We start from the raw sequence: 12076 nt of genomic DNA on the forward strand, positions 1-12076 counted from the left end.
ACAGCGCGGTTTACTTATAGCCCGAGGCCGCACGGCGTCATGCCGGTAACCCTGGCAGATCGACCTGTGCATCCAATAGGCTCATGAAAGCCCGCGCAGCGTTCGACAGCGTCCTTTCGGTGTGCACGATATAGCCTAGCTGGCGACTGAGCTGTATGCCCGGCAAAGCGATACTTGCCACTTGATCATCGAGCATGGTGCGCGGCAGCACGCTCCAGGCCAGGCCGATGGAGACCATCATCTTGATGGTTTCCAGGTAGTTAGTGCTCATCGCGATATTGGGCGTCAGGCCCTGGGCCTCGAACAGGCGGCTGACGATATGGTGGGTAAAGGTGTTGCCGCCTGGAAACACCGCCGGGTGCCTGGCGATATCGGCCAGACTGATGACGCCGTTGCTGGTCAGGCTGTGTTCCGGTGCGACCACAAAGTCCAGCAGGTCATCCCACACGGGTGTGGCGCGCATCAGGTGGTGGGGCTCGGGCGCCAGGGTGATCACCGCCACTTCGGCGCGGCCGTGGAGGATTTCTTCGTAGGCCACTTCCGAATCGAGAAACTGAATATCCAGCGCCACGTTCGGGTATTGCCGGGTGAAGGTGCGCAGGATCGGTGGCAGGCGGTGCAGGCCGATGTGGTGGCTAGTGGCCAGGGTGAGGCGCCCGCTGACTTCGCCGGTAAGGTTGGTCAGGGCGCGACGGGTGTCGTCCAGCACGTTGAGAATTTGATAAGCGCGTGGCAGCAAAGCCCGCCCGGCTTCGGTCAAGCCGACTTCACGACCCAGGCGATCGAATAGCCGCACCTTCAATTGTTGCTCCAGGCCAGCGATGCGTTTGCTGATGGCCGGTTGGGTCAGGTGCAGACGGTCACCGGCGCCGGAGAAGCTACCGGTCTCGGCGATGGCAATAAAGGCATTGAGGTTGGCCAGATCCATGGTGGTATTCCAGTTGGTAATCCAAAGCATAAAAAATATGAATTTGAGTTATTTAATGTAGCGCCATACCATCAGCCTCACAAGCCAAAGGGTTATTGAAAAGCCCGGCGTATAGAAGCACCGCTGATGAGGACCGACTGATGGCCGGCAAAACGCTTTACGACAAGCTTTGGGATTCCCATGAAGTGAAACGTCGCGATGATGGATCGTCGCTGATCTATATCGACCGTCACATCATCCATGAAGTGACCTCGCCCCAAGCGTTCGAAGGCCTGCGACTGGCCGGGCGCAAGCCCTGGCGTGTCGACTCCATCATCGCCACCCCGGACCACAACGTGCCGACCACCCCTGAGCGCAAGGGCGGTATCGAAGCCATTGCCGACCAGGTCTCGCGCCTTCAGGTGCAGACTCTCGACGACTACTGCGACGAATATGGCATCACCGAATTCAAGATGAATGACGTGCGTCAAGGCATCGTGCACGTGATCGGCCCGGAGCAGGGCGCAACCTTGCCGGGCATGACCGTGGTCTGCGGCGACTCCCACACCTCCACCCACGGTGCGTTCGGCGCCCTGGCCCATGGCATTGGCACCTCCGAGGTGGAGCATGTGTTCGCCACCCAGTGCCTGGTGGCCAAAAAAATGAAGAACATGTTGGTTAAAGTCGAAGGCAAGTTGCCCTTCGGCGTGACGGCCAAGGACATCGTGCTCGCCGTGATCGGCAAGATCGGCACCGCCGGCGGTAACGGCCATGCCATCGAGTTTGCCGGCAGCGCGATTCGCGACCTGTCCATCGAAGGCCGTATGACTATCTGCAACATGTCCATTGAAGCCGGTGCCCGTGTGGGCATGGTGGCGGCGGACGAGAAAACCGTCGAATACGTCAAAGGCCGCCCGTTCGCCCCGCAAGGCGCGGATTGGAACGCCGCCGTCGAAGCCTGGAAAGACTTGGTGTCCGACGCCGATGCCGTGTTCGACACCGTGGTCGAGCTCGACGCCGCGCAGATCAAGCCGCAAGTCAGTTGGGGCACCTCGCCGGAAATGGTCCTGGCCGTTGATCAAAACGTGCCGGACCCGGCTCAGGAAGCCGATCTGGTCAAGCGCGGCTCCATCGAACGCGCCTTGAAGTACATGGGCTTGAAAGCCAACCAGGCGATTACCGACATCCAGTTGGATCGCGTGTTTATCGGTTCCTGCACCAACTCGCGGATCGAAGACCTGCGCGCCGCGGCGGTGATCGCCAAGGGCCGCAAAGTCGCCTCGACCATCAAGCAAGCCATCGTGGTGCCAGGTTCCGGTCTGGTCAAAGCCCAGGCTGAAGCCGAGGGCCTGGACAAGATCTTCCTCGAGGCCGGCTTTGAATGGCGCGAGCCGGGCTGCTCGATGTGCCTGGCGATGAACCCGGACCGCCTGGAGTCGGGCGAGCATTGCGCCTCGACCTCCAACCGTAACTTCGAAGGGCGTCAGGGCGCCGGTGGCCGTACCCACCTGGTGAGCCCGGCCATGGCTGCTGCGGCGGCCGTCAACGGTCGTTTCATCGACGTTCGCGAATTGATCTGAGGAAAACCCGATGAGAGCTTTTACCCAACACACAGGTCTTGTCGCGCCGTTGGACCGTGCCAACGTGGACACCGACCAGATCATCCCCAAGCAGTTCTTGAAGTCGATCAAGCGCACCGGTTTCGGCCCTAACCTGTTCGACGAGTGGCGTTACCTGGACGTGGGCTATGCCTATCAGGACAACTCCAAGCGCCCATTGAACAAGGACTTTGTGCTCAATGCCGAGCGTTACCAGGGCGCCAGCGTGCTGCTGGCCCGGGAAAACTTCGGTTGTGGCTCCAGCCGTGAGCACGCGCCGTGGGCCCTGGAAGAATATGGCTTTCGCAGCATCATTGCGCCGAGCTATGCCGACATCTTCTTCAACAACAGCTTCAAGAACGGCTTGTTGCCGATCATCTTGAGCGATGCCGAAGTGGATGAGTTGTTCCAGCAAGTGGAAGTCAATGTGGGCTACCAGTTGACGGTGGACCTGGCCGCGCAGACCGTGACCCGTCCGGACGGCAAGGTGTATCACTTTGAAGTGGATGCGTTTCGTAAGCACTGCCTGATCAACGGCCTGGACGATATCGGCCTGACCTTGCAGGACGGCGATGCGATTGCGGCGTTTGAAGCCAAGCACCGGGCGAGCCAGCCCTGGTTGTTTCGCGATGCGTAGATTGATGTAGGCAGGTCCGCCGTCATCGGGAGCAAGCCCCCTCCCACATTTGACCCAGTTCCTTCAGTTGAAATGCGATCAAATGTGGGAGGGGGCTTGCTCCCGATAGGGCCAGAGCAAACACCACAAGAGTTCGTTAAGGAAACTCCCATGACCAACACCGCCCACACCCAAGTCGTGCAAAAACAATTCGGCGAGCAAGCCTCGGCCTACCTGAGCAGTGCCGTGCACGCCCAAGGCACCGAATTCGCGCTGCTGCAGGCCGAACTGGCCGGGGCCGGCGCTGCGCGCCTGCTGGACCTGGGCTGCGGCGCCGGTCATGTGAGCTTCCACATGGCGCCTTTGGTTAACGCAGTGGTGGCCTACGACCTGTCCCAGCAGATGCTCGATGTGGTTGCAGCGGCTGCGGTTGATCGCGGCCTGGACAATATCCGCACCGTGCACGGCGCCGCCGAACGCCTGCCATTTGCCGACGGCGAGTTCGAATTCGTGTTCAGCCGCTATTCGGCCCACCACTGGAGCGACCTCGGCCTGGCCTTGCGTGAAGTGCGCCGGGTACTCAAACCGGGCGGCGTGGCGGCCTTTGTGGATGTCTTGTCACCGGGCAGCCCGCTGTTGGACACTTACCTGCAAACCGTCGAAGTGCTGCGCGACACCAGCCACGTGCGTGATTACTGCGCCGCCGAGTGGATGCAGCAGCTCAGCGAGTCCGGTCTGCATGTGCGCAATAGCCTGCGTCAGCGCCTGCGCCTGGAGTACACCTCGTGGGTCGAGCGCATGCGCACGCCTGAAGTATTACGCGCGGCAATCCTTGAGCTGCAGAAGGCGATGGGTCAGGAAGTGCGCGATTACTACGAAGTTGAGGCCGACGGCACTTTCAGCACCGACGTGCTGGTGGTCTTCGCCGAACGCTGATTGATTTTTCCCGACCTGCCCACGGGCGGGTCGCTTGATGAAATGAGGAACGCATGAGCAAGCAGATTCTGATTCTCCCTGGCGACGGCATCGGTCCGGAAATCATGGCCGAAGCGGTCAAGGTGCTGGAATTGGCCAACAGCAAGTACAGCCTGGGTTTTGAGCTGAGCCACGACGTGATCGGCGGCGCGGCCATCGACAAGCACGGCGTGCCGCTGGCCGACGAAACCCTGGACCGTGCCCGTGCGGCCGACGCCGTGTTGCTCGGCGCCGTGGGCGGCCCGAAATGGGACAAGATCGAGCGTGACATTCGCCCTGAGCGCGGCCTGCTGAAAATCCGCGCGCAACTGGGCCTGTTTGGCAACCTGCGCCCGGCGATCCTCTATCCGCAACTGGCCGATGCCTCGAGCCTCAAGCCCGAAGTGGTGGCGGGCCTGGATATCCTGATCGTGCGTGAGCTGACCGGCGGTATCTATTTCGGTTCGCCACGTGGCGTGCGCGAACTGGAAAATGGCGAGCGCCAGGCCTACGACACCCTGCCGTACAGCGAAAGTGAAATCCGCCGTATCGCCCGGGTCGGTTTCGACATGGCCCGCGTGCGCGGCAAGAAGGTCTGCTCGGTGGATAAAGCCAACGTTCTGGCGTCCAGCCAACTGTGGCGTGAAATCGTCGAAGAAGTCGCCAAGGACTACCCGGACGTCGAGCTGAGCCACATGTACGTCGACAACGCTGCCATGCAACTGGTGCGGGCGCCCAAGCAGTTCGACGTGATCGTTACCGACAACCTGTTCGGTGACATCTTGTCCGACCAGGCTTCGATGCTCACCGGTTCCATCGGCATGCTGCCTTCGGCGTCCCTGGACACCAACAACAAGGGCATGTACGAGCCGTGCCACGGGTCGGCGCCGGACATCGCCGGCCAAGGCATTGCCAACCCATTGGCGACCATCCTGTCGGTGTCGATGATGCTGCGCTACAGCTTCAACCTGGCTGATGCAGCGGATGCGATCGAGAGGGCTGTGAGCCTGGTGCTGGACCAGGGCCTGCGTACCGGCGACATCTGGTCCCAGGGTTGCACCAAGGTCGGTACGCAAGAAATGGGCGACGCAGTAGTCGCCGCGCTGCGGAATCTGTAATCTCTCGGGCCCGCTTGCAGTTGTTGCTGCAAGGCGGCCCACTTTTTAACAAGGTGTAGTTGCGATGAAACGTGTAGGTCTGATCGGTTGGCGCGGTATGGTCGGTTCCGTGCTCATGCAGCGGATGCTGGAAGAGCAGGATTTCGATCTTATTGAGCCGGTGTTTTTCACCACTTCGAACGTAGGTGGCCAAGGGCCGTCCGTGGGCAAGGATATCGCCCCGCTCAAGGACGCCTACAGCATTGAAGAGTTGAAGACCCTCGACGTGATCCTGACCTGCCAGGGTGGCGACTACACCAGCGAAGTCTTCCCCAAGCTGCGTGAAGCCGGCTGGCAGGGTTACTGGATCGACGCCGCCTCGAGCCTGCGCATGCAGGACGACGCGGTGATCATCCTCGACCCGGTCAACCGCAAGGTCATCGACCAGCAACTGGACGCCGGCACCAAGAACTACGTGGGCGGCAACTGTACTGTCAGCTTGATGCTGATGGGCCTGGGTGGCTTGTTCGAAGCCGGCCTGGTCGAGTGGATGAGCGCCATGACCTATCAGGCGGCGTCCGGCGCCGGCGCGCAGAACATGCGCGAACTGATCAAGCAGATGGGCGCGACCCACGCCGCTGTCGCTGACCAACTGGCCGACCCGGCCAGCGCGATCCTCGACATCGACCGCCGTGTGGCCGAAGCCATGCGCAGCGACGCCTACCCAACCGAGAACTTCGGCGTGCCATTGGCCGGCAGCCTGATCCCGTGGATCGACAAGGAACTGCCCAACGGCCAGAGCCGCGAAGAGTGGAAGGCCCAGGCCGAAACCAACAAGATCCTCGGTCGCTTCAAGAACCCGATCCCGGTGGACGGCATTTGCGTGCGCATCGGCGCCATGCGTTGCCACAGCCAGGCGCTGACCATCAAGCTGAACAAAGACGTGCCGATTGCCGATATCGAAGGGCTGATCAGCCAGCACAACCCTTGGGTCAAGCTGGTGCCGAACAACCGTGATATCAGCATGCAGGAGCTGAGCCCGACCAAGGTCACCGGCACCCTGAATGTACCGGTGGGCCGCCTGCGCAAGCTGAACATGGGCAGCCAGTTCCTCGGCGCGTTTACTGTTGGCGACCAACTGCTGTGGGGCGCGGCTGAACCGCTGCGTCGCATGCTGCGGATTTTGCTGGAGCGTTGATCGCTTCCTTGCATTGAAGAACCCCGTGCTCTGGTGACAGGCGCGGGGTTTTTTATTGTTCTGTCGGGCCTCTTCGCGAGCAAGCCCGCTCCCACATTCGACCGAATTTCTTCAGTTGAAATGCAATCAAATGTGGGAGCGGGCTTGCTCGCGAAGGCGTCATCAGCCACACCAGCAAGCTTGGGTTAATTGCCTCACCCCCAACCACCCGGTAAAGTGCCGCTCCCCCCGCAATGCCCGAGGCAGCCCCCATGACCCAGACCTTTGAAATCGCCGTGATCGGCGCTACCGGCACCGTTGGTGAAACCCTGGTGCAGATCCTCGAAGAACTGGATTTCCCGGTGGGCACCCTGTACCTGCTGGCGGGGAGCAATTCTGCGGGGGCTTCGGTGCCGTTTCGTGGCAAGAACGTGCGGGTAAAAGAGGTCGACGAGTTCGATTTCAGCAAGGCGCAGTTGGCCTTCTTCGCGGCAGGCCCGGCGGTAACCCGCAGTTTTGCCCCGCGTGCCACCGCCGCCGGCTGTTCGGTGATCGACTTGTCGGGCGCATTGCCGGCTGAGCAGGCGCCCCAAGTGGTACCTCAGGCCAACGCCCAGGTGTTGGACGGTTTGAAAAAGCCGTTCCAGCTCGGCAGCCCAAGCCCTTGCGCTACCTATCTTGCAGTGGTGCTGGCGCCATTACGTGGTCTATTGGACATCCAGCGCATCAACGTCACTGCCAACCTGGCCGTCTCCGCTCAGGGGCGCGAGGCCGTCAGCGAGTTGGCTCGGCAGACCGCCGAGTTGTTGAACGTGCGCCCGCTGGAGCCAAAGTTCTTCGATCGGCAAATGGCTTTCAACCTGCTGGCACAAGTCGGCACCCCAGACGCCCAAGGTCATACAGACCTGGAGAAGCGTCTCGTACACGAGTTGCGTGCGGTACTGGAAACTCCTTTGCTAAAGATTTCTGCAACCTGCGTTCAAGCCCCGGTGTTTTTTGGCGATAGCCTGACTGTGTCGTTGCAGTTGGCTGCGCCGGTCGATCTGGCGGCGGTCAATCGCGCACTCGACGCGGCGCCGGGTATCGAGTTGGTCGAGGAGGGCGATTACCCAACAGCTGTAGGCGATGCCGTGGGCCAGGACGTCGTTTACGTAGGACGAGTTCGCGCAGGTGTCGACGACCCGGCGGAACTAAATCTGTGGCTGACGTCAGATAACGTACGCAAGGGCTCGGCCCTGAACGCTGTGGAGCTGGCGCAGTTGTTGATAAAAGGCCTTGTGTAAAAGATACTTGGCGGCAATTTGTAGATTGATTCTAGCCAGGCGCTATGCTTGGCCCAAAGCGGAGCACAAGCGCGTCGGTAACCTATCGGCTCGCCATGCCTAATGGCAGCGGTTACCACCCTTCTCGCTGGTCGGGGAGTGTTCAAACAAAGGATGAGGCTATGGTTCAAGTTCGCAAACTGGTGTTAGCAATAGCGGCCGCCTCGGCGCTGTCCTCCGGTATGGCGCAGGCGCTGCAACTTGGGGAGATGACCCTCAAGTCGAAGTTGAACCAGCCGCTGTCGGTGGAAATCGAATTGCGCGACGTGGGCGGCCTCACGGCGTCCGAGATCACACCGAGCCTGGCTTCGAGCCAGGCGTTTGTGGATGCGGGTGTCGACCGCCAGGCGTTTCTTGATGACCTGACGTTTACCCCGGTGATCAACCCCGAAGGCCGTAGCGTGGTGCGGGTGACTTCCAGCAAGCCGCTGCCCGATTCCTATGTGCGTTTCCTGTTGCAGGTGCAATGGCCCAATGGCCGGTTGATGCGTGACTACAGCGTGCTGCTCGACCCGGCCAAGTTCGACCAGCCGGCGCCAACGGCGAATGCGCCGGCCAGCACCGCGCCTGCTGTCAGCAAGCCAGCCCAGCACACCACTACTTCCCGCGATACCTTGTGGGAAATTGCCGCGAAGAATCGCAATGGGGCCTCGATTCAGCAGGCGATGCTCGCCATCCAGGCGCTTAACCCTGATGCCTTTGTCGATGGCAATATCAATCGCCTGAAAACCGGCCAGGTTCTGCGTCTGCCGGATGTCACGCAAAGTACTGCGTTGGCGCAACCGCAAGCGATTGCCGAAGTGAGCGCGCAGAACACCGCCTGGCGCCAGGGCCGCCGTAGCCCTCAGAGTCAAGTGGCTGGCAAGGCGCAGTTGGATGCCACCAGGCGCACTCAGGCCGGTAAAGCGCCTTCGAGCACCAATGCCAAGGATAACTTGAGCCTGGTCTCGGCTGAGTCCGCCAAGCAAGGTGTGAAGGGTAAGGCCGGTGACAGCCGCGCCCTGAGCGACAAACTGGCGATGACCCAGGAAGAGCTGGACACTGCACGCCGTGATAACGAAGAACTGAAAAGCCGTGCCGCCGACTTGCAGAGCCAGTTGGACAAGCTGCAAAAGCTGATTCAACTGAAGAATGATCAACTGGCCCGATTGCAGGCGGACAAAGGTGAGCCGGCAACAGCCGCGATGCCCGCGCAATTGGCGGGTGAGCCCGAGGCGGCGCCCGCCACGGCTGTGGCTCCCGTTGCGGCACCTGCTCCTGAGCCGGTCAAGCCCGCTGCGGCGCCTGCCAGCACCGAAGGCAAGTTCAATGACTTGCTGACCAACCCGATTGTCCTCGGCATCATTGGCGGTGCAGCCATCCTGGTGGTGCTGTTGCTTCTGCTGCTGTGGGCGCGTCATCGCAATGCCCGCCGCGAAGAAGAAAAACACCTGCGTATGGCGCGGGCGTTGGCTGAAGAGCCCGAGTTCGTTTCGAATATTGACCAGGACCTGCCGCCTGACAGCTTCGAGGGCCTTGAAGTGCCGCCGCCGAGCGTCAAGCTGGCGCCCGCTGCAGCGCCTGCCCCAGTAGTTGATCCTGTCGTCGCGCCAACTGTCGCCTCCGTGCTCGCGCCGCTGGCTGTCGCCGTAGCCCAGGAGAATTCCAGCGATGCGTTGGCCCAAGCCCAGTCCCATATCGACCGTGGCCACCTGAACCAAGCGGCTGATGTGCTCGAGCAAGCCATCAAGCACGAACCCAAGCGCAGCGACCTGCGCTTGAAGCTGATGGAAGTCTACGGTTTGCAAAGCGACAAGGACGGCTTCGTCACTCAGGAGCGTCAACTGGTGGCCAACGGTGAGAACCATGCCCAGGTCGAGCAGCTCAAGGCGCGCTTCCCGGCCATGGCTGTGTTGGCGGCGGGTGTCAGTGCTGCAGTGGCCGCGGCGGCCCTGGATGCGCAGTACGTCAAGGACCTGCTCGACGATAAGCCGGCTTCGACGCCGCAGGCAGATGCGGAAGCGTTCGACACTGATTTTGATCTGAGCCTGGACGACCTGGAAGCCGCTTCACCGGCCGAGATCGCCCAAGACCAGCAAACCTTTGAAGCGCTGTTGAAGCAACAGACTGAGGCCAAGGCCGATGCGCAGGACCTGTCGGACTTTGATCTGGATCTGCAACTGGAGCCGCCAGCGTCGCAGTCCGATAACGACTTCCTTTCAGGTCTCGAAGGGCAGATGAAGGATGTGCCGCCGGTCGAGCCGCCTACCCTGACGCCTGCCGCACTGGATGAATTCGAACTGCCCGAAGACTTTGATCTGTCCCTGGCTGATGAGCCGAGTGCCCCGACAGCCAAGCCCGATGCCTTTGCCTCGGAACTGGACGACGTCAATGCCGAGCTGGACCGCTTGTCCCAGAGCCTTGAGCATCCGCCGATCGAACCTTCCTTCACCGCTGAAGATGCCGCGTTGGGTGGTGATGAGCCGGAATTCGATTTCCTCTCGGGCACCAATGAGGTCGCCACCAAGCTGGACCTGGCCCAGGCTTATATCGACATGGGTGATGCGGACGGCGCCAAGGATATCCTTTCTGAGGTGCTGACCGAAGGTGATGAAGGTCAGCGCAGCGAAGCCAAGGAAATGCTCGGCAAAATCTAACGGTCGCCGAAGATTGAATGTGGGGCTCGCCACGGCAAGCCCCACATTAAAAGCCCCCGCATGCATCCCGACCCCTTATAATGCCCGCCTTTGCGCAACTCATCAGGCTCTCAGTTCTTGGCAAATATAGATAACGCGGCCGCCGAAATGGCGGCCGCAGGCTTTTACCGTATCGCCCTGGGCGTGGAATACAAAGGCTCGCGCTATCGCGGTTGGCAGCGCCAGGCCTCCGGCGTGCTGACGGTGCAGGAAACCCTGGAAAACGCCCTGTCCAAAGTCGCTGACTCGCCGGTGTCGCTGATGTGCGCCGGGCGTACTGACGCGGGTGTCCACGCCTGTGGCCAGGTGGTGCACTTCGATACCCAGGCCGAGCGTTCGATGAAAGCATGGGTGATGGGCGCTAACATCAATTTGCCCCATGACGTCAGTGTGAGCTGGGCCAAGGTCATGCCGGCGCATTTTCATGCGCGCTTCAAGGCCATCGCCCGACGTTACCGCTACGTGATCTACAACGATCAGATCCGCCCGGCGCACCTCAATCAAGAAATCACCTGGAACCACCGCCCGCTGGATGCCGAGCGCATGGCCGAGGCCGCGCAGCATTTGGTGGGCGTGCATGACTTCAGTGCCTTCCGTGCCGGCCAGTGCCAGGCCAAGTCGCCGATCAAGGAAGTCCACCACCTGCGGGTCACCCGGCACGGCAAGATGATCGTGCTGGATATACGCGCCGGGGCGTTCCTGCATCACATGGTGCGCAACATTGCTGGCGTGCTGATGACCATCGGCACTGGCGAGCGCCCGGTGGAGTGGGCCAAGGAAGTGCTGGAAAGCCGGATTCGCCGTACTGGCGGTGTCACGGCGCATCCGTTTGGCCTGTATTTGGTGGATGTGGAGTACCGCGACGAGTTCCAATTGCCGGAGCGCTTTATCGGGCCACACTTCCTCACAGGTTTCAGCGAACTTGGCGGCTGACGCCCGGAAAAGCTTTTGTTACCATCCGGGACTTTCTCGGTCCTACCCTGAGGTTCCTACGACATGTCAGCCGTTCGCAGCAAGATTTGTGGGATTACCCGCATAGAAGACGCGCTGGCGGCAGTCGAGGCCGGGGCTGATGCCATCGGTCTGGTGTTTTATGCCAAGAGCCCGCGGGCGGTGAATGTGCTACAGGCACGGGCGATCATCGCCGCTTTGCCGCCGTTCGTCACCACCGTGGGCTTGTTCGTCAACGCCAGCCGCTGCGAGCTTAACGAAACCCTGGATGCTGTGCCGCTGGACATGCTGCAGTTCCACGGCGATGAAACGCCTGATGAGTGTGAAAGCTATCAGCGCCCCTACATCAAGGCGCTGCGGGTCAAGGCGGGGGACGATATCGCCGCTGCGTGTGCCGCCTATACCGGCGCTCGCGGGATCCTGCTGGACACTTATGTCGAAGGCGTGCCGGGCGGCACGGGCGAAGCGTTCGATTGGTCGCTGATTCCCGAGGGCCTGAGCAAGCCGATCATCCTGGCCGGTGGGCTCAACCCCGCCAATGTCGGGGCGGCCATCGAGCAGGTGCGGCCGTATGCCGTGGATGTCAGCGGTGGGGTGGAGCAGGGCAAGGGCATCAAGGATCACAGCAAGATTCGCGCATTCATGCAGGCCGTGCGCAACAGCAGGGGCGGGATGTGACGGCTGGCAGTCTGCCGCCGTCCATAACTACCACTGTGTAAAACAGCCCGGCGCCGCCTGTGGGTGGCCCGGAAATGAAGTGGCAACCCTGCGCTGGCAGG

Annotated in this window: 10 protein-coding genes; 9 read left to right on the forward strand and 1 reads right to left on the reverse strand. The window is 61.3% G+C overall.

Going from position 1 to position 12076, the window contains the following annotated elements:
- Nucleotides 1-37 precede the first annotated feature (37 nt).
- Nucleotides 38-928, reverse strand: a complete 891-nt coding sequence (locus JFT66_RS19525; RefSeq protein ID WP_198859915.1) for a LysR family transcriptional regulator — start codon at nt 926-928, stop codon at nt 38-40.
- A 140-nt stretch (nt 929-1068) separates the two neighbouring features.
- On the opposite strand from JFT66_RS19525, the gene leuC reads away from it, so the two are divergent.
- The 9 genes from leuC to JFT66_RS19570 all read left to right on the forward strand — a co-directional run bounded on the left by leuC (nt 1069) and on the right by JFT66_RS19570 (nt 11975).
- Nucleotides 1069-2487, forward strand: a complete 1419-nt coding sequence (gene leuC / locus JFT66_RS19530) for a 3-isopropylmalate dehydratase large subunit (RefSeq protein ID WP_034116874.1) — start codon at nt 1069-1071, stop codon at nt 2485-2487.
- A gap of 10 nt (nt 2488-2497) precedes the next feature.
- Nucleotides 2498-3142, forward strand: coding sequence for a 3-isopropylmalate dehydratase small subunit (gene leuD / locus JFT66_RS19535; RefSeq protein WP_034116873.1), 645 nt, complete (start codon nt 2498-2500; stop codon nt 3140-3142).
- Nucleotides 3143-3292: 150 nt separating this feature from the next.
- Nucleotides 3293-4057 carry a class I SAM-dependent methyltransferase gene (locus JFT66_RS19540; RefSeq protein ID WP_198859916.1) on the forward strand — a complete coding sequence of 255 codons (765 nt, stop codon included), beginning with the start codon at nt 3293-3295 and terminating at the stop codon, nt 4055-4057.
- Nucleotides 4058-4110: 53 nt separating this feature from the next.
- Nucleotides 4111-5193 carry a 3-isopropylmalate dehydrogenase gene (leuB, locus tag JFT66_RS19545; RefSeq protein WP_034116871.1) on the forward strand — a complete coding sequence of 361 codons (1083 nt, stop codon included), beginning with the start codon at nt 4111-4113 and terminating at the stop codon, nt 5191-5193.
- 64 nt (nt 5194-5257) lie between these two features.
- Nucleotides 5258-6370: an aspartate-semialdehyde dehydrogenase gene (gene asd, locus JFT66_RS19550; protein WP_005789767.1), complete on the forward strand. Its 1113-nt coding sequence runs from the start codon at nt 5258-5260 to the stop codon at nt 6368-6370.
- Between the two features lie 251 nt (nt 6371-6621).
- Nucleotides 6622-7632, forward strand: coding sequence for an aspartate-semialdehyde dehydrogenase (locus JFT66_RS19555; RefSeq protein ID WP_034116870.1), 1011 nt, complete (start codon nt 6622-6624; stop codon nt 7630-7632).
- Nucleotides 7633-7793: 161 nt separating this feature from the next.
- Nucleotides 7794-10307 (forward strand): FimV family protein, encoded by a 2514-nt coding sequence (locus tag JFT66_RS19560; protein WP_198859917.1) that lies wholly within the window; start codon nt 7794-7796, stop codon nt 10305-10307.
- Nucleotides 10308-10454: 147 nt separating this feature from the next.
- On the forward strand, nt 10455-11279 hold the full coding sequence (truA, locus tag JFT66_RS19565; protein ID WP_153838231.1) for a tRNA pseudouridine(38-40) synthase TruA: 825 nt from the start codon (nt 10455-10457) through the stop codon (nt 11277-11279).
- A 63-nt stretch (nt 11280-11342) separates the two neighbouring features.
- Nucleotides 11343-11975, forward strand: a complete 633-nt coding sequence (locus tag JFT66_RS19570) for a phosphoribosylanthranilate isomerase (RefSeq protein ID WP_198859918.1) — start codon at nt 11343-11345, stop codon at nt 11973-11975.
- Nucleotides 11976-12076: the final 101 nt, after the last annotated feature.

The organism is Pseudomonas sp. MF6755, assembly GCF_016405635.1.
Taxonomy (GTDB): Bacteria; Pseudomonadota; Gammaproteobacteria; order Pseudomonadales; family Pseudomonadaceae; genus Aquipseudomonas; species Aquipseudomonas haemolytica.

What these genes read in the sequence shown, in the direction of transcription:
- JFT66_RS19555 (WP_034116870.1), top strand. Translation starts at nt 6,622, where the DNA reads ATGACCCAGACCTTTGAAATCGCCGTGATCGGCGCTACCGGCACCGTT.
- leuB (WP_034116871.1), top strand. Translation starts at nt 4,111, where the DNA reads ATGAGCAAGCAGATTCTGATTCTCCCTGGCGACGGCATCGGTCCGGAA.
- JFT66_RS19525 (WP_198859915.1), bottom strand. Translation starts at nt 928, where the DNA reads ATGGATCTGGCCAACCTCAATGCCTTTATTGCCATCGCCGAGACCGGT.
- leuC (WP_034116874.1), top strand. Translation starts at nt 1,069, where the DNA reads ATGGCCGGCAAAACGCTTTACGACAAGCTTTGGGATTCCCATGAAGTG.
- JFT66_RS19570 (WP_198859918.1), top strand. Translation starts at nt 11,343, where the DNA reads ATGTCAGCCGTTCGCAGCAAGATTTGTGGGATTACCCGCATAGAAGAC.
- JFT66_RS19560 (WP_198859917.1), top strand. Translation starts at nt 7,794, where the DNA reads ATGGTTCAAGTTCGCAAACTGGTGTTAGCAATAGCGGCCGCCTCGGCG.
- leuD (WP_034116873.1), top strand. Translation starts at nt 2,498, where the DNA reads ATGAGAGCTTTTACCCAACACACAGGTCTTGTCGCGCCGTTGGACCGT.
- JFT66_RS19540 (WP_198859916.1), top strand. Translation starts at nt 3,293, where the DNA reads ATGACCAACACCGCCCACACCCAAGTCGTGCAAAAACAATTCGGCGAG.
- asd (WP_005789767.1), top strand. Translation starts at nt 5,258, where the DNA reads ATGAAACGTGTAGGTCTGATCGGTTGGCGCGGTATGGTCGGTTCCGTG.
- truA (WP_153838231.1), top strand. Translation starts at nt 10,455, where the DNA reads ATGGCGGCCGCAGGCTTTTACCGTATCGCCCTGGGCGTGGAATACAAA.